Consider the following 16,053-nt stretch of genomic DNA (forward strand, 5'->3'; position numbering starts at 1 on the left):
TCCGGCTCGCCCGGTCCGCCCCGGCGGTGGCGCGGCATCTCGGTAAGTGATAGCTTACCGTTAGTGGAGACTTACCAACTGGCCGGCGGGCGTGCGCTGGAGGCACTGGGCGATCCGACCCGGCGCGCCATCTTCGAGAGCCTCGTGGCCGCGCCCCGGCCGGTGGGCGAGCTGGCGCGCCTGCTGCCCGTCAGCCGCCCGGCCGTCTCCCAGCATCTGAAGGTGCTCAAGGAGGCCGGACTGGTGGCCGATCACGCGGACGGCACCCGGCGGGTGTACCGCGTCCGGCCCGCCGGGATAGCGGCGATACGCGAGTACCTGGACCGGATGTGGGGCGACGCGCTGACCGCGTTCGCGGCAGCGGTGGAGCAGGACAGCGAAGCGGAAGCGGACAGGGAGCAGGAAGGACCGGAATCATGAGCGAGCCCACGCGGACACAGGACTCCGTACGCAAACAGATCACCGTGGCCGCCCCACGGGAGCGCGCGTTCAAGGTGTTCACCGAGCAGTTCGGCAGCTGGTGGCCGAAGGAGTACTCCATCGGCGAGGCGGACATGGCCGACTTCGTCGTCGAGCCGCGGGCCGGCGGCCGCTGGTACGAGCTCGGGGTCGACGGCTCCGAGTGCGAGACCGGGCGGGTGCTGGCCTACGAGCCGCCGGACCGGCTCGTACTGGCCTGGCACCTCAACGGCGAGTGGCGCTACGACCCGGACCCGGCGCACGCCAGCGAGGTGGAGGTGCGGTTCGTCGCGGACGGCGAGGGGCGCACCCGGGTCGAGCTCGAGCACCGGCACTTCGAGCGGCACGGGGCCGGCGCGCCCTCGGTGCGCGGCGCCGTGGAGTCCCCGCAGGGCTGGGGCCACTGCCTGGCCGCGTACGCCGCCCGGTTCGAGGCCTGAGCGCACCACCTCGCACCGCCGCCGGAGCCGAGCGCGGCGGCACGGCGGACACGGCTCACCGGTCCTGTCCGACGATTCCCGTCGTCCCCCCGCCGGACAGGCGGGGACGTCGGACAGGCGAGGAGGACGTCGGACAGGCGGGGACGTCGGGCAGGCGAGGGTCGCCGGGCAGGACCCAGCTGCGTTTCCGGCGCCGGTCCGGCGCGGGGCCCCCTGTCACGTCCGGGGTCCGGGATCCTCCGGCGGCCGCTCGCGCCGCGGCACGGCGATCTCGCTCCAGACCTGCTTGCCGCCGGCCACCGGCATGGAGCCGAAGGCCTCCGACATCGCCTCGACCAGCAGCAGTCCCCGGCCGCCGGTCGACTCCCAGTCCACGATCACCGGCTTGGCGGGCGCACGCGGCGAGGAGTCGCTGACGGAGACCCGCACCCGGTCCCCGCGGAGCATGAGATCGAGGCGGACCGGGCCCTGGGTGTGCACCAGCGCGTTGGTGACCAGCTCCGACACCACCAGCAGCACCGGGTCGGCCACCTCCCCGACCTGCCACCCGCGCAGCGTGCGCGCGGTGAAGCGGCGGGCGTGCATCACGGCGTCCGGCAACCGCCACACCACCCAGCCGGCCCGGATCGGGCGGGTCGGCATGCCGTCGTAGCGCAGCAGCAGCAGCGCCACGTCGTCCTCGCGGCGGCCGTCGTCACCGAGCAGGCGGTCGGCCATGAGCCCCAGATCGCCCGGATCGGCGGCGGCGAGTGCCGTGCGCGTTGTGCGCATGCCCTCGTCGACGGGGAGGTCGGCCGCCTCCACCAGGCCGTCGGTGAGCAGGGCGAGCACGGTGCCGGGGGTCAGTTCGACGGCGGTCATGGGAAAGTCCGCCTCCGCGAGGACGCCCAGCGGCAGTCCGCCCTCGACCTCTATCTCCTCGGTGCCGCCGCCGGGATGCCGCACCAGCGGCGCGAGGTGACCGGCCCGGACCAGGAGGATGTTGCCCTCCTCCAGGTCCAGTTCGGCGTAGCAGCAGGTCGCGAACAGGTCGGTCTCCATGCCGACGAGGAGGCGGTTGGCGTGCGAGACGACCACGTCGGGCGGGTGGCCCTCCACTGCGTAGGCCCGGACCGCCGTACGCATCTGGCCCATGATGGTCGCGGCGCCCGCGCTGTGCCCCTGCACATCGCCGATGACCAGCGCCACCCGGTCCTCGGACAGGGCGATGACGTCGTACCAGTCACCGCCCACCTGCAGGCCCCGGCGTGCGGGCAGATAGCGCGCCACGGCCGTCGCGCCGGGCAGTTCGGGCAGCCGCCGGGGCAGCAGGCTGCGCTGGAGCATGGTGGCGAGTTCCTGCTCGGCGTCGTGCTCGTGCGCGCGCTGGAGGGCCTGGCCGACCAGCGCCGCGGTGGCGGTCAGCAGGGACCGCTCGTCGGGCAGGAAGGCGTGCGGCCGGTCCCAGCCGAGCAGGCACACGCCGGCGATCCGTCCCCGGGCGGGCAGCGGCAGGACGGCCAGCCCTCCGTCACCGATGCCTTCGAGCCCGGGCTCGAAGGACGAGCCGGCGGGCCACAGGTCCAGCCGGCCGTCGCGCAGCGCCAGTTGCAGGGTGGGCAGGGAGCTGAGGGGCGCGTCGGGCCACTCCGTGCGCCACTGGGCGCGCCAGGTCTCCGGCCAGGCGCCGGGCCGCGGCGGGTCGAGCACGGTGACCATCAGCCGGTCGCCCCGCAACTCGGCCAGCGCCACCCGGTCGGCACCCAGCGGCTCGCGCAGCGCGGTGACCACCACGCGGCCGACGTCGCGGACCGTCGTCGCCTCGTCGAGCGCGGCGGTCAGCCACTGGATCCGGGAGACGTCGTCGGAGCCGCGGCGCAGGACCCGGGTCGCCGTCACCACGCCCAGGACCCGCTCCGGCCGGCCGTCGCCGCCCGCCACCACCCGGCAGCTCAGGCTCAGCCAGCGCATCTCCCCCGTGGGACCGCGGACCCGGAACTCGAGCTCCCGCCGGGCGGACGGCTGCGCGGCCGGTTCCAGGACCGACACCAGGGCGTGCATGTCCTCGGGCAGGGCGTGCGCGAGAAGGGTGTCCGCCTTGCCGTCGAAGTCGGCCGGCGCGATGCCGAGGAGGCCGAGCAGGGTCTCGTCCGCCTCGACCGCGCCCGTGCCGGGCAGCAGGACGAAGGAGCCGGCATGCAGGTTCCGCAGGGCGGGCCGCAGTACCGACGCCGGTGCCGGGCCGCGGGGGCCGGCCGCCAGGACCCGGGCGACGGCGCCGGCGTAACGCTCCAGGAAGTGCCGTTGCTCCGCCTCGAAGAATCCGCTCGCGGAGGCGCCCACGACGACGAGGCAGCCGAGCCGCTCGCCGTCCACGGCGAGCGGCAGCGCCCCGAGCGGCGCGTCGGCGTGCGGCTGCCCGTGGGCGGCCAGGTCCGCGGGGCCCAGCCACAGGGGCCGGCCGGTGCGGACGGCGTGCGCCGCGGGTGAGTCCCCGGCCAGCGGCAGGCGCTCGGGCGGCCGGTACTCCGACACCTGCCGGCGGACGGTCTCGGCCCGCCACAGCTCCGCCTCGCCGGCCGCCGGCACGTAGACGGCCGCCACGGCCACCCCGGCGAAGGCCAGCACCTGGTCGCCCGCCGCCGCTTCGGGCGGCGGGGGCGCCGCACCGGGGTCCGCGGCGTGGGCCGCGGATGCCCGCGGCGGAGAGACTCCCGTCCGGGCCCGGCCGTCGTGAGGCATGTCGGCAGTACCTCCCGTCCGCGCCGCGGCTGCGGCTGAGATCGGGCATCTATCCCCCAGAGTCGCACACGCGGCCGTATCGCAGCGGCCCCTTCGGCAGCCGGCCGCGAACCGGCCGATCGCCCGGCGGCACAGCCCCGTCGCGGCGGTGCGCCGCCGCGTTCGCAGATCACCGTGGCCGGTGCCACACTGACGAAAGGTCGTCCCGCCACCCGCACGTGGGCGTCCCAGAAGGATCTCCGTCCGGAGGGAGGTCCCCGGCATGAGGGCCTGCGTACGGGGCGCGGCGGTCGCCATGACGGCGGCCTCGACGGTCGTCGCCCTGGCGGCCTGCGGATCCGGCGCCGCGCCCGGCCCCGGCCGCGGGAACACGCCGAGGATCGCCGTGCTGCTGCCGGACGCCACCACGGCCCGCTGGGAGACGCAGGACAGGCCGCTGCTGGAGAAGAAGATCATGCGGCTGTGCGCCGCCTGCACCATCCAGCACGCCAACGCCCGGGGCGACGTGGCGATCCAGCAGGAACAGATGGACTCCGTGATCACCGCGGGCGTCGACGCCATCCTGCTGGTGCCCGTGGACTCCCGGTCACTGGGCACCGCGGTCGCCAGGGCGGCCCGGGCGGGCGTCCCGGTGATCTCCTACGACCGCCTCTCCGAGGGCCCGATCGCCGGCTACGTCTCCTTCGACGGCGAGGAGGTCGGCAGGCTGCAGGGCAGGGCGCTGCTGAGGGCCATGGGCAGCCGTGCGAAGAACCCGCAGATCGTGATGATGAACGGCGATCCCAGCGACCCCAACGCGGTGTCGTTCAAGAAGGGGGCTCTGTCCGTGCTCACGGGGCGGGTGAGGATCGGCAAGGCGTACGACACCCTGCAGTGGCGGACCGAGCGGGCGTACACGAACATGTCCGGCGCCATCGCCGCCCTCGGCGCCGACCGGATCCAGGGGGTCTACGCGGCCAACGACGGCCTCGCCGCCGGCAGCATCTCCGCCCTGAAGGCGAACAAGGTCGCTCCGCTGCCTCCGGTCACCGGGCAGGACGCCGAGCTCTCGGCCGTGCGGCGCATCGTCGCCGGCGACCAGTACATGACCGTCTACAAGCCGTTCGGCCCGGAGGCGTCCGCCGGCGCCGCCATGGCCGTGGCCGCGGCCCGCCGGACCCCGCTCGCCGAGGTGGGCGGGGAAAGGGTGCGGACCAGCCAGGGCCGTTCGGTCCCGGCCGTGCTGCTGACGCCGGTGCCCGTGACCGCCGCCACCATCAAGGACACCCTGGTGAAGGACGGTTTCTACACCGTCCGGCAGATCTGCGTCCCCCGGCTCGAGGCCGCCTGCGGCCGGGCCGGGCTGACCTGACCCGCCCGCTTCGGCCCGGCCGGGCCCGGGAAGGAGATGGTTTCCGTGCCGGCTCCCCCCTTGCTGGCCCTGCGCGGGGTGTGCAAGCGCTTCGGTGTGGTGGAGGTCCTGAAGGACGTCGAGCTGGAGATCCACGCCGGGCAGGTCGTCGCCCTCCTCGGCGACAACGGCGCCGGCAAGTCCACCCTGGTCAAAGTGATCTCCGGCGTGGCCCCGGCCGACAAGGGCGTCATCGAGTGGGAGGGCCGGACGGTGCAGATCAGACGTCCGCACGACGCGCGGGACCTCGGCATCGCCACCGTCTACCAGGACCTCGCGCTGTGCTGGAACCTCGACGTCGTCGGCAACCTCTTCCTCGGCCGGGAGATCCGCAGGTTCGGCTTCCTCGACGAGATGGAGATGGAGAGCCGCACCATCGACCTGCTCGGACGCCTGACCCGGGCCGTGCCCGACCTGCGCGCCCCCGTCGTCTCCCTCTCCAGCGGCCAGCGCCAGGCGGTGGCCATCGCACGCTCCCTCCTCGGCGACCCCCGGGTCCTGCTGCTGGACGAACCGACCGCGGCACTGGGCTTCGAGCAGACCAACGAAGTGCTGGACCTCGTCGACGCGGTGCGGGAGCGCGGCATGGGCGTGCTGCTCATCAGCCACAACATGGGCGACGTCAAGGCGCTCGCGGACCGGGCCGCGGTGCTGCGGCTCGGCCGCAACAACGGGTTCTTCAACGTCAACACCGCGTCCCAGGAGCAGATCATCGCCTCCGTCACCGGCGCCACCGAGAACACGCCGCGCCGGGCGGCTTCGTACGAGACGAGGTGGTGATCGCGATGCGTGACACGGCGGAGGACCCGCGGGCCGAAGGGGCCGAAGCGGTCGCCGCGGCCCGCCCGGCGCGGCGCGGGCACGCCGTGGTCCCGGCCCTGCGCAGCGGGGGCGCGGCCCTGCGGCGCAGGTTCCGCGCCGGCGAGCTGGGCTCGTTCCCCGTCGTGCTGGTGCTCGCCACGGTCTGGATCACCTTCCAGTCCCTCAACGCGAACTTCCTCTCGCCCCGGAACCTGTCGAACCTCAGCGTCGACATCGTGGGCACGGGCATGATCGCGGTCGGCCTCGTCTTCGTGCTGCTCCTCGGTGAGCTGGACCTGTCGGTCGGCTCGGTCAGCGGTCTCGCCGCGGCGATCTTCGCCGTCCTGAACGTGACCAACGGCGTGCCGGAGTGGATCGCCCTCGTCGCCGCGGTGCTCGCGGGCACCGCGGCGGGTGCCGTCCAGGGGTACTCGTGCGCCAAGACCCGGGTGCCGGCCTTCGTCCTCACCCTCGCGGGGCTGCTCACCTGGAACGGCGTGATGCTCGCGGTCCTCGGGACGAACGGCACCGTCAGCCTCGACGAGAACGGCCTCGTCGCCGAGCTGACCAGCTACTACTTCACCGACGACGCGGTCGCCTACGGCCTGGCGGCGGTCTGCGCGGCCGCGGTCTTCACCGTCTCGTACCTGGACCGGCGCCGCCGTGTGGGCGCCGGCATGCCGCACCGCTCGCTGCGTCACATCGGGGTGCGCACCGGAGGACTCGCGGTGATCGCGTTCGGGTCGGCCTACCTGCTCAACCGCTTCCAGGGACTGCCGCTCGCTTTGCTGATCTTCCTCGTGGTGGTGGCCGGCCTCGACATCGTCCTGCGCCACACCCGCTACGGCCGGCAGGTCTACGCGCTCGGCGGCGGCGTCGAGGCGGCCCGCCGCGCCAGCCTCAACGTGACGGCCATCCAGACCGCAGTGCTCGCGGTCTCGGGGACGATGGCCGCGGTCGGCGGTCTGTTCCTGGCCTCGCGGATCACCTCGGTGAGCCAGAGTTCCGGGTCGGGCCTGCTGCTGCTCAACGCCATCGCGGCAGCCGTCATCGGCGGTACCAGCCTGTTCGGGGGCCGGGGCACGACCTGGTCGGCGGTGCTCGGCATGCTGGTCATCCAGTCGATCTCCTCGGGCATGGCGATCACGGACACCCCCACGGCCGTGCAGTTCGTCATCACGGGCGGGGTGCTCTTCGCCGCGGTCGTCATCGACGCACTGGCCCGCCGCTCGCAGGAGGCACACGGGCGCGCCTGAGCGGACACGGCCGTGGGCCCCGGATCGGCCGATCCGGGGCCCACGGCGCGAAGCGGCCGGTGTCAGGCCGACAGCGGGGTCTGCAGGCTCGCACCCGCGGTCAGGCCCTGCGGCGACCCGGAGGCGACGAGGCCGCCGGCGACCTCGCCGAGCGGCGTCTGCAGGCTGAGACCGCCGGAGCCGCCGACCGCGAGACCACCGAGCGGAAGGCCGCCGAGGGGGAGGTCTCCGAGACCGAGACCGCCCGAGACGTTCTCCAGCTCGGCGTCGGACATCTCGGTCGTCTCGACCTGGGGGACAAGGTTCATGACGCGCGATTCCTTTCGAATGACCATGACGGAATGGCAGAGTTCGCCCGATTCCCGGCAAGGAGAACCTCTCCCGCGAGCTGCACCACGCGGAGGATCAAAGCATGGCCGCAACGGCACAGCCACCCGTGCCGGGGTCCGTCGGAACCGACTGCGACGTGCGGCTTCACCGGCGTGAGCGCGCGGTGACCGGGCCCACCGACTCCTTCACAGGGTTCACCGCCGCACTGCACCCGCGCGCATTGCCACCGCTCTGCCCATCGGCGGCTTTTCCGGCATGGCCGACGGGCCGCGGCGCGAACCTCACGGAGCTTCGGATGTGCTGCGCCCCGGCTGTGAAAGGTGTGCGGGTTCACCGGAGTTTCGGTGATCCCGGCCGGGGACGGCTCATCGCACGAGGCAGGGACGCTTGGCGTCGAAGGTCCAGTCCTCGATCAGGTAGCGCATCCCCACGGAGTCGTCACGGCCGCCCAGCGCCTTGCGCTCGTACAGTTCGTGGGCCGCGAGGAGCCGGTCGCGGTCCAGGCTGACGCCGAGACCGGGTGTGTCCCGGACGGCGACCTCCCCGCCGGTGATCCGCGGCGGTTCCACGGTCAGCCGCTCCAGCCCCTCCTGCCAGATCCAGTGCGTGTCGAGGGCGTTGTACTCGCCCGGTGCGGCCGCCCCGCAGTGCGCCATCATCGCCAGGGAGATGTCGAAGTGGTTGTTGGAGTGGCAGCCCCACGTCAGTCCCGTCGCCTGGCACAGCTGCGCGACCCGCACCGATCCCTGCATCGTCCAGAAGTGGGGGTCGGCGAGCGGGATGGACACCGACTGCAGGGCGAGGGCGTGGGTCAGCTGGCGCCAGTCGGTGGCGATCATGTTGGTCGCCGTGGGCAGTCCGGTGGCCCGGCGGAACTCGGCGAGGATCTCCCGGCCCGAGTAGCCGCGCTCGGCGCCGCACGGATCCTCGGCGTAGGCGAGCGTGCCGACGAGCGGACGGCACAGCTCGACGGCCTCGCGCAGAGACCAGGCGCCGTTGGGGTCCAGGGTGACGCGGGCCGCGGGGAAGCGTTCCTTGAGCGCGCGGACCGCCTCGACCTCCTCGCTGCCCGGCAGGACCCCGCCCTTGAGCTTGAAGTCCCGGAAGCCGTACCGGTCGTGAGCGGCCTCGGCCTGGCGGACGATCGCCTCGGGGGTCAGCGCCTGCTCGTGGCGGACGCGGTACCACTCCACGTCCGCGTCGGGTTCGCGGACGTAGTCCAGGTCGGTGCGGTCCGGGTCGCCGACGTGGAAGAGGTAGCCCAGGACCCGTACGGTCTCGCGCTGCCGGCCGTCGCCGAGCAGGGCCGCGACCGGCACCTCCAGGTGCTGGCCGAGCAGGTCGAGAAGGGCCGACTCGACGGCGGTGACCGCGTGCACGGTCGTGCGCAGGTCGAAGGTCTGAGCGCCGCGTCCGCCCTGGTCGCGCCCGGCGAAGGCGTCCCGGAGCGTGCGCAGGACGCGCTTGTAGTCGCCCACGCGGGCGCCGGTGACGAGGGGCCCGGCGTCGCGCAGTGTCCGCGTGATGTCCTCGCCGCCCGGCACCTCGCCCAGGCCGGTGCGCCCCTCGGAGTCCTCCAGCACGAGGACGTTGCGGGTGAAGTACGGGGCGTGCGCGCCGGAGAGGTTCAGGAGCATGGAGTCCCGCCCGGCGACGGGGTACACGGAGAACTCGGTGACGACGGGCTGGGTCATACGGCGGTTCCGCTCTCGTGAGTCCGGACGGGACGACGACAGGTCGTCCCGGTAGAAGGATCTCGTCTACATATGAAGACAGAATCTAGGCCCGGACAGCGCCCCGGTCAACAAAGGCGCCCATCCGGCACCCGGCACCCGGCGCCGGGCGCACAGGCCGGGCCGGCGCGGCCGGGACACAAGCCCGCCGCGCGGCCTTGCCGCGGCTCGGTACGGCACCTAGCCTGCTTTTGTGCCGCCAATAAACAAATCCCGAACGCACAGTGTCGTGCCGGGCCACGAGCGCAGCGACCTCACCCGGCTGCGCGCCGTCATCACCACCTTCTTCGCCCTCGACGGCTTCGTCTTCGCCGGGTGGGTCGTCCGTATCCCCGCCATCAAGCACCAGACCGGCGCGTCCGCCAGCGCCCTCGGGCTCGCGCTGCTCGGCGTCTCCGCGGGCGCCGTCCTCACCATGACGCTCACCGGGCGCCTCTGCCGCCGCTACGGCAGCCACCAGGTCACCGTCATCTGCGCCGTACTGCTCTCCCTCAGCGTCGCGCTGCCCCCGCTCACGCACTCCGCCCCGGCCCTCGGCGCGGTGCTGCTGGTCTTCGGCAGCGCGTACGGCGGGATCAACGTGGCGTTCAACAGCGCGGCGGTCGACCTGGTCAGAGCGATGCGGCGGCCCATCATGCCCAGCTTCCACGCCGCGTTCAGCCTCGGTGGCATGGCCGGCGCCGGCCTGGGCGGACTCGTCGCCGGGGCGCTGACGCCCACGTGGCACCTGCTCGGCCTGACCGTGATCGGTCTGCTCGTCACCGCCGTCGCCGGCCCGGCGCTGCTGCGGCTGCGGCCGCCCGAGCCGCCCGAGAGCTCGCCCGGCGAGCCCGTCGCGCCCCGCCGTCTCGACGCCCGCACCCGGGGCCTGGTGATCACTTTCGGCCTGGTCGCCCTGTGCACGGCGTACGGCGAGGGAGCGCTGGCGGACTGGAGCGCGCTCCACCTCCAGCAGGACCTCGGCGCCACGGCGGGCGCCGCGGCGGTCGGCTACTCCTGCTTCGCGCTGGCCATGACCGTCGGCCGGCTGACCGGCACCCGGCTGCTGGAACGGCTGGGGCGGACCCGCACCATGGCGTTCGGGGGCGCGACGGCGGCCTCCGGCATGCTGCTCGGCGCGCTCGCCCCCTCCCTGTGGGCGGCGTTCGCCGGCTTCGTGGTCACGGGGCTCGGGCTCGCCAACCTCTTCCCGGTCGCCGTCGAGCGGGCCGGCGCGCTGGCCGGCCCGGACGGAGTGGCGATCGCCTCCACCCTCGGCTACGGCGGCATGCTGCTGGGGCCGCCCGCGATCGGGTTCATGGCGGACTGGTTCTCCCTGCCCGCCGCCCTCACGAGCGTGGCGGTCCTGGCGGCCACGGCCGCCGTCATCGCGGTACTGACACGCAACGCGGCGGCACGCTGACACCCGGGCCGCGGTGATTCACACGGCGCCCCGCTCCGCGGCCGGCAGCCCGGGTTCCGCCGCGCCGGACCTCCACCGCAGGCGGGTGGTGCACAGCGCGACGACGACCGCCGAGGCCGCGACGACGCCCATGCCCCACGCCAGGCCGCCGGCGCTCGCCACGAGACCGATGAGCGCGGGGCCGGCCAGCAGGCCGGTGGTGCCCATCGAGGCGACCAGGGACAGCGCCTCCGGGCCTTCGGCCGCCGCCGCGACGTAGAGGCACGGGGCCACGGCCGAGACGCCGAGCCCCACGCACGCGAACCCGATGAGCGCGGGCACCACGCCCCCGGCCAGCAGCGCGAGCGCCAGTCCCGTGCCCGCGACCGCGCTGCCGATCCGGACCACCCGGGCGTCGCCCCAGCGGCTGCGCCAGCTGTCGCCGACGAGGCGCGCGACGACCATCGTGGCCGAGATGACCGCGATGCCCAGCGGTGCGACCTGCGACGAGGCGTCGGCGACATCCTTCAGGTACAGCGCCGACCAGTCGTTCATGGAGCCTTCGACCACCTCGCCGAACGCCATCGCGACGCCGAGCCAGAGCATGACCCGCGACGGCATGGCCGGCCTGCGACGCCGTTTGGCGCCCTTGCGCTCGTCCGCCTGCCCGGCGGGCTGCCGGTCCTCGGCGCCGTCGGGCAGCAGCCGGGGCCGCGCGCAGGCCAGGAGCAGCAGGAGCACCACCGACGCGACGGCGAAGTGCGGCGCGAGGCCCGAGGTCAGGGTGTTCATGCCGGACGACACCAGGGCGGCGAGGAACGCCCCGCCGCTGAAGGTGGCGTGCAGCTGGGTCATGGCGGTACGGCCGTGGGCCGCCTCGAGGGCGGCGCCCTGTGCGTTCATGGCCACGTTCAGGCAGCCGACCGCCACGCCGTCGGCGCACAGGATCACCAGCGCCACCGGGTAGTCGGGGGCCGCGGACAGCGCGAGCAGGATCGCGATCAGGCAGAGCCCGGACAGGAGCGCGAGGCGTCTCGCGCCCAGGCGCCTCATGAGGTACGCGACCAGGGGGAAGGAGGCGGCCGCTCCCGCTCCGGTGACCATGAGCAGCAGGCCCACCTCCCCCGTGTTCAGGTCGAGCCGGGACTTGAGGGCGGGGAGCCGGGAGGCCCAGGAGGCGTACTGGAACCCGAGAAAGCAGAACAGCGCCGCTATCGCCAGCTGGGTACGCCGGAACTCGTCGAGGACACGGGGCATGGGAACCGGGCCACCTCCTTCTGAACGCCGGTGCCGCTGCCGGGCACCGTGAGGGACATGTAGACGGCGTCGTCGCCGTAACTCTGCGGAAGGGGGATCTCCGGATGGGCCCGGTAGCCGCGCGCCGCCCAGAAGGACGCCATGCCGCCGACGGCTATCAGGGAGATGTGGTCGTACGCCGGTCGCGCGGCGGCCGTCAGCCGGGCCAGCAGCCTGCCGCCCCATCCCCTGCCCCGCTGGTCCCCGGCGACGACCACGTCGTGCAGATGGAGGTTGCGCGCCCGGCGCACGGGCTCCTCCTCCTGGGCCAGGTCGGGGTAGCGGAACCTCGGGTAGGGCAGGGCGAGCAGGTATCCCGCGACCCGTCCGTCGAGGTCCAGCACGAAGCAGGTGCCGGGCGAGGCCCGCCCCTTGGCCTCCAGGGCCGCCTGTCCTTCGGACAGCGAGCAGCTCGCGTAGGCGTCGGCCTCCAGGGCGGCTATCCGCGGCCAGTCGCCGTCACGCACGGGCCGGATGCGGGCCCCGGGCGCCGCGGGGCGGGTGTCACGACCCGCTGCCGTCTCCGTCATGCCGCCGCCTCCGCGGGGCCGCCTCCGTCGTGGGTGGACGTGTGCGGCAGCGGGCCGAAGCCGTTGAAGCCCTGGGTCATGTAGCTGGTGGCGTAGGCGCCGGCGGACAGGATCCAGACCGGGTCGCCCGATGCCAGCGCCCTGGGCACCAGCCGGTGCGCGGTGCCGTAGGCGTCGTCGCTGTCGCAGGTCGGACCCGCGACGACGGCCGTCACGTACTCCCCCTCCGCGTGACCGGGGAAGACGAGCCGGTGGCAGAGCTGGTCCATCTCGTACAGGCCGTTGAACTTGCCGCAGCTCAGATAGAGCCAGTGCGCGCGCTCGCCGTCGGGCTGCCGCCGCTCGGTCAGCCGGTAGACGTGCGCGCGGACGGCGCCGTGGTCGGCCACCAGGTGGCGTCCGGGCTCCATGACGAAGTCCAGCGGCGCGCCGTTGAGGTCCCGCAGGTGTTCCATGCCCTCGCGCAGGACGGCGAACATCTTGTCCAGCGGGGGCTCGAGCCTTCTGCCGTGCCGGTCGAGGTAGCCCAGGGCGGGCAGGCCGCCGCCGAGGTTGACGTGGTCGAGGACGATCCCCCGCCGGCGCAGCGCCACCAGTGCGTCGGCCAGCAGGTCGACCGCCTGCCGCCATGCCTCGAACGTCATCTGCTGCGAGCCGACGTGCACGGACAGTCCCGCCGGGGTCAGGCCCGCGGTCCGGGCCGCCGTCAGCACGCGGACGGCGTCCTCCCGCGAGCAGCCGAACTTCCGGCTCAGCCCCCACAGGGCCCCGTCGCCGCTGGTGGCGAGGCGGCAGTAGACGCGGGCGCCGGGCGCGTGCGCGGCGATCGCCGCCACGTCCTGGACGCTGTCCGTGGCGAAGGTCCGCACGCCGAGCCGGTGGGCCTCGGCGATGCTCGCGTCGGACTTCACGGTGTTGCCGTAGTGGATCCGCTCCGCGGGCACGCCCAGCCGCAGCGCCTGGGCGATCTCGGCGGGGCTGGCCGCGTCGCATCCGGCACCCCGGTCCGCGAGGCAGCTCAGCACCTCGTCGACCGGGCACGCCTTCATCGCGAACCGGACGGCGACGCCGGGCAGTTCACGTGTCAGGGCGTCGTACTGGCCCGCGATCCCCGCGAGGTCGAAGACGACGCAGTCCGCGGACGCGGCGGCCAGGGCGGAGGCCAGCCGCGTGTCCAGGTCCGTGCTCACCCGTCCGCGCTCCCGAGGCCGGCGTCCCGTGCGGCGCGCACCAGCGCGGGCCAGGCGTCGATCAGCAGCGCGAAGTCCTCGGTGTCCCGCTGGGCCTCGTCGAGCAGCTGCCCGCGGCGCGCGTCCATCAGCTCGGCGAACTCCGCGTACCGGCCGCCGAGTTTGCGGTAGGCGGTGCTCACCCGGTCCAGCCGCCAGGTGTTCTCCGTCCGGTCGAGATCCGCGCTCTGCCGCAGCAGGCCGGAGACGGTGTCGCCGCGGACGTGCTCGCGCTCGTCCAGCAGGGCGGAGCCGGCCGAACCCATCCGGTCGTAGACGAAGTTGAGGTAGAGCATGGACAGCAGGAACTTCACGAACCGCGTCTGGTACGCCCGGAATCCGGCGTCGGTGCGGCGGAAGGGGGTGTAGAAGTTCTCGATGTTGCGGTTGTGGAGCACGCCGGGCAGCGCGGCGTCGTGGACCAGGTGGATGAGGAAGTAGTCGCTGCCGATGGTGTCGGTCGCCGGTGGCAGCGGGACCCGCTCGTAGACCTCGTGGTGGAAGCCGATGTTGCTCATGTCGACCCGCATGGGGTCGACCAGGGTGAGCGTCGAGTGGTCGCCGGTGAAGGGGGCCGTGCCGGCGCCCTTGAAGGACTCCTCGACCAGCTGCCGCTTCTGCTCCTCCGAGCCGTCCACGGGTCCCCACAGGCTGACGACGTCGTGGTGGACGCCCGCGTCGAGCCGCTCCATCTCGGCGAGGTCCACGGACGGTTCGCCGATGAAGGAGGAGCCGACCATGGACACCGGCCGGTGGGCGTGGGCCGCGGCGAGGACGGTCTCCGTCACGACGGCCGACGCCTCGGTGGCGGGCCTGCCCAGCGAGGCGAGCTCGTGGTGGATGGGGAAGACCGGCCGGCCGTCGTGGACCTGGTAGGTGCAGTCCGAGTCCCGGCGGTGCACGGAACGGCAGCCGAGCGCGCTCGCGATCAGGAAAGCGCGGTTGGTGCAGGCCCCGTAGGAGAGGCGGGACGGCAGCATGAGTTCGAGCATCCGCTCCTGCGCGGCGAGGCCGGACCGCTCGATCGCACGCCGCAGGAAGTCGCGCTGCCGCGCCTCGTCGAGGTGGTGCACCGTCACGTTCGGGGTGACGGGCAGCTCGCCCACGACGCGCGCGTGTTCGGCCCGGGTGCTCTCGTCGCAGGAGTCGAGGATCAGCAGGTGCACCTCGACCGGGAAGGCGCGGGCCGCGTGGGCCGCCTCCTCCGCGATCCCCGTGATGGCGGCGGAGCAGGCCCGGTTGGTGGGCAGGGCCAGGCAGATACGGTCGGTGCCGGTCTCTCGGTTCACGTGGTGCTCTCCTGTCCGCTCCAGGAGGTGAGCCCCAGAAGCCTCTCGCCGAGGTCGTTGAGCGTGGCGGCGCCGTAGCGCAGCGCCTCGGGCCGCTCGGCGTCCCCGAGCAGCGTCGCGTTCCAGTCCGGGGTGCTGAGCGTGCGCCAGGACTCGACGCGGGAGCGGCGCAGTTCCCGGTGCTCCTCCAGCGCCGGCATCATCGACAGGTACTGCACGGCGCGGACACCGTTGTCGGAGACGTTGGGCGCGACGCCGTGGGCCAGCAGCCCGTTGAAGATGAGCAGGTCCCCGGCCTGGAGGTCGGGCCGCACCACCGGGAACTCGGAGCGGTCGATCGCCGGCCGGATGGGGTCGCGGCCGGCCGGCTGGGCGACCCGCCACTCCTCGAACTGCCGGAACAGTTCGGGCGCGCACTGGAACCCGCCGAGCTCCGGCCGGGTGTCGTTGAGCGCCAGGATGCCCTGGACCCGCTGCGGCAGCACACCCAGTGTGGTGTCGACGTCCCAGTGCAGCTCGATGTCGAAGCCCTCGTCGGTCGGTTCGATGAGGGAGCGCGAACGGCTGCCCCGGTTGGGCGGGTTGAGGTTCAGCCGGTCCAGCGTGACCCACAGCTCCTCGCAGTCCCACACGTCGGCGAAGGCGTCGTGGACCCGCCGGGTCTGCCGGTTGTCCCAGATGAGCTGGTGGTGGTACGCCTCGACGAAGCCGTACACGTGCAGGTCGCGGTCCAGGTCGGAGCGGAACTCGCGCTCCTGGTACCAGGTCTCGGGCCGGTCCGGGTCGAGTCCCTGGAACTCCCAGGCGAACTCGTACAGGCTCTTCGCCGCGCCCGGTGAGACGGCGTTTCTCACCACGACGTAGCCGTAGGTCTTCCAGAAGGCGAAGTCCTGCTCCGACAGCACCCGGAGCGGTCGTGACTTCTCGATGTCTCGCAGTTGCGTCTGCGCGAGGTAGGTCTCGCCGTCGGCACTGAAGTACGGGCGCTCGGTCGGCGCCCGGTACAGGTAGCGGGGAGGGGTCGGCATGCGTCACTCCAAGGCTCGAGTGGCCGAGTGGAACCCCAGGTCGCCCTTGGTCGAACTGAGGTTCCCTCAAACTGGACTGGACCAATTCGCGATGTCAACCGGAACCGGCCGAAGCTGCCGCCAAGTGCCGGTCAGTTGCCGGTCGTTGAGCGCGGCGGCGAGGGCGTCCG

14 protein-coding genes are annotated in these 16,053 nt (G+C 73.4%); 6 read left to right on the forward strand and 8 right to left on the reverse strand.

From position 1 onward, the window contains the following. Nucleotides 1–63 precede the first annotated feature (63 nt). Nucleotides 64–420 carry an ArsR/SmtB family transcription factor gene (locus ACJ9NR_RS04400; RefSeq protein ID WP_412489667.1) on the forward strand — a complete coding sequence of 119 codons (357 nt, stop codon included), beginning with the start codon at nucleotides 64–66 and terminating at the stop codon, nucleotides 418–420. After that, the gene (locus tag ACJ9NR_RS04405) at nucleotides 417–899 is read left to right on the forward strand and encodes an SRPBCC family protein (protein ID WP_412489666.1); all 483 of its coding nucleotides are present in this window, start codon (nucleotides 417–419) and stop codon (nucleotides 897–899) included. Before ACJ9NR_RS04400 ends, ACJ9NR_RS04405 begins: the two co-directional genes overlap by 4 nt. A 216-nt stretch (nucleotides 900–1,115) precedes the next feature. Here ACJ9NR_RS04405 and ACJ9NR_RS04410 read toward each other — a convergent pair whose 3' ends face one another. After that, on the reverse strand, nucleotides 1,116–3,620 hold the full coding sequence (locus ACJ9NR_RS04410; RefSeq protein ID WP_412489665.1) for a SpoIIE family protein phosphatase: 2,505 nt from the start codon (nucleotides 3,618–3,620) through the stop codon (nucleotides 1,116–1,118). Nucleotides 3,621–3,882: 262 nt separating this feature from the next. On the opposite strand from ACJ9NR_RS04410, the gene ACJ9NR_RS04415 reads away from it, so the two are divergent. Genes ACJ9NR_RS04415 through ACJ9NR_RS04425 form a run of 3 tightly spaced genes read left to right on the forward strand, consistent with a single transcriptional unit; the run spans nucleotide 3,883 to nucleotide 7,067 of the window. After that, nucleotides 3,883–4,971, forward strand: a complete 1,089-nt coding sequence (locus ACJ9NR_RS04415) for a substrate-binding domain-containing protein (RefSeq protein ID WP_412489664.1) — start codon at nucleotides 3,883–3,885, stop codon at nucleotides 4,969–4,971. Nucleotides 4,972–5,007: 36 nt separating this feature from the next. After that, nucleotides 5,008–5,790, forward strand: a complete 783-nt coding sequence (locus ACJ9NR_RS04420) for an ATP-binding cassette domain-containing protein (protein ID WP_412489663.1) — start codon at nucleotides 5,008–5,010, stop codon at nucleotides 5,788–5,790. Nucleotides 5,791–5,795: 5 nt separating this feature from the next. Continuing rightward, on the forward strand, nucleotides 5,796–7,067 hold the full coding sequence (locus ACJ9NR_RS04425; protein ID WP_412489662.1) for a sugar ABC transporter permease: 1,272 nt from the start codon (nucleotides 5,796–5,798) through the stop codon (nucleotides 7,065–7,067). Between the two features lie 62 nt (nucleotides 7,068–7,129). Here ACJ9NR_RS04425 and ACJ9NR_RS04430 read toward each other — a convergent pair whose 3' ends face one another. Both ACJ9NR_RS04430 and ACJ9NR_RS04435 read right to left on the reverse strand, forming a co-directional pair. Next, nucleotides 7,130–7,375 (reverse strand): hypothetical protein, encoded by a 246-nt coding sequence (locus ACJ9NR_RS04430; RefSeq protein WP_412489661.1) that lies wholly within the window; start codon nucleotides 7,373–7,375, stop codon nucleotides 7,130–7,132. A gap of 387 nt (nucleotides 7,376–7,762) precedes the next feature. After that, nucleotides 7,763–9,091, reverse strand: coding sequence for an enolase C-terminal domain-like protein (locus tag ACJ9NR_RS04435; RefSeq protein WP_412489660.1), 1,329 nt, complete (start codon nucleotides 9,089–9,091; stop codon nucleotides 7,763–7,765). A gap of 268 nt (nucleotides 9,092–9,359) precedes the next feature. Here ACJ9NR_RS04435 and ACJ9NR_RS04440 point away from each other — a divergent pair, with 268 nt between their 5' ends. Next, a complete protein-coding gene (locus tag ACJ9NR_RS04440) occupies nucleotides 9,360–10,532 on the forward strand; it encodes an MFS transporter (RefSeq protein ID WP_412489659.1) in 1,173 nt (390 codons plus the stop codon). Between the two features lie 18 nt (nucleotides 10,533–10,550). On the opposite strand, the gene ACJ9NR_RS04445 is transcribed toward ACJ9NR_RS04440, so the two are convergent. The 5 genes from ACJ9NR_RS04445 to ACJ9NR_RS04465 are packed head-to-tail and all read right to left on the reverse strand — an operon-like array spanning nucleotide 10,551 to nucleotide 15,883. Continuing rightward, complete coding sequence (locus tag ACJ9NR_RS04445) at nucleotides 10,551–11,768, reverse strand: MFS transporter (RefSeq protein ID WP_412489658.1); 1,218 nt, start codon at nucleotides 11,766–11,768, stop codon at nucleotides 10,551–10,553. Beyond that, nucleotides 11,723–12,337: a GNAT family N-acetyltransferase gene (locus ACJ9NR_RS04450; RefSeq protein WP_412489657.1), complete on the reverse strand. Its 615-nt coding sequence runs from the start codon at nucleotides 12,335–12,337 to the stop codon at nucleotides 11,723–11,725. Before ACJ9NR_RS04450 ends, ACJ9NR_RS04445 begins: the two co-directional genes overlap by 46 nt. After that, entirely contained in the window at nucleotides 12,334–13,527 is a 1,194-nt protein-coding gene (locus ACJ9NR_RS04455; RefSeq protein WP_412489656.1) for a type III PLP-dependent enzyme domain-containing protein, read from the reverse strand. Before ACJ9NR_RS04455 ends, ACJ9NR_RS04450 begins: the two co-directional genes overlap by 4 nt. After that, nucleotides 13,524–14,855 carry a DUF6271 family protein gene (locus ACJ9NR_RS04460; protein WP_412489655.1) on the reverse strand — a complete coding sequence of 444 codons (1,332 nt, stop codon included), beginning with the start codon at nucleotides 14,853–14,855 and terminating at the stop codon, nucleotides 13,524–13,526. Before ACJ9NR_RS04460 ends, ACJ9NR_RS04455 begins: the two co-directional genes overlap by 4 nt. Further along, on the reverse strand, nucleotides 14,852–15,883 hold the full coding sequence (locus tag ACJ9NR_RS04465) for a phytanoyl-CoA dioxygenase family protein (RefSeq protein ID WP_412489654.1): 1,032 nt from the start codon (nucleotides 15,881–15,883) through the stop codon (nucleotides 14,852–14,854). The genes ACJ9NR_RS04460 and ACJ9NR_RS04465 overlap by 4 nt, the downstream gene beginning before the upstream one ends. Between the last annotated feature and the right edge of the window lie 170 nt (nucleotides 15,884–16,053).

Source organism: Streptomyces sediminimaris, from assembly GCF_047049295.1.
In the GTDB taxonomy this organism is placed as follows: domain Bacteria; phylum Actinomycetota; class Actinomycetes; order Streptomycetales; family Streptomycetaceae; genus Streptomyces; species Streptomyces sediminimaris.

Bases quoted from the DNA above. Each gene is read 5' to 3' on its own strand.
- ACJ9NR_RS04420 (WP_412489663.1), top strand. From the start codon at position 5,008: ATGGTTTCCGTGCCGGCTCCCCCCTTGCTGGCCCTGCGCGGGGTGTGC.
- ACJ9NR_RS04405 (WP_412489666.1), top strand. From the start codon at position 417: ATGAGCGAGCCCACGCGGACACAGGACTCCGTACGCAAACAGATCACC.
- ACJ9NR_RS04435 (WP_412489660.1), bottom strand. From the start codon at position 9,091: ATGACCCAGCCCGTCGTCACCGAGTTCTCCGTGTACCCCGTCGCCGGG.
- ACJ9NR_RS04450 (WP_412489657.1), bottom strand. From the start codon at position 12,337: ATGACGGAGACGGCAGCGGGTCGTGACACCCGCCCCGCGGCGCCCGGG.
- ACJ9NR_RS04430 (WP_412489661.1), bottom strand. From the start codon at position 7,375: ATGAACCTTGTCCCCCAGGTCGAGACGACCGAGATGTCCGACGCCGAG.
- ACJ9NR_RS04425 (WP_412489662.1), top strand. From the start codon at position 5,796: ATGCGTGACACGGCGGAGGACCCGCGGGCCGAAGGGGCCGAAGCGGTC.
- ACJ9NR_RS04410 (WP_412489665.1), bottom strand. From the start codon at position 3,620: ATGCCTCACGACGGCCGGGCCCGGACGGGAGTCTCTCCGCCGCGGGCA.
- ACJ9NR_RS04445 (WP_412489658.1), bottom strand. From the start codon at position 11,768: ATGCCCCGTGTCCTCGACGAGTTCCGGCGTACCCAGCTGGCGATAGCG.
- ACJ9NR_RS04465 (WP_412489654.1), bottom strand. From the start codon at position 15,883: ATGCCGACCCCTCCCCGCTACCTGTACCGGGCGCCGACCGAGCGCCCG.
- ACJ9NR_RS04415 (WP_412489664.1), top strand. From the start codon at position 3,883: ATGAGGGCCTGCGTACGGGGCGCGGCGGTCGCCATGACGGCGGCCTCG.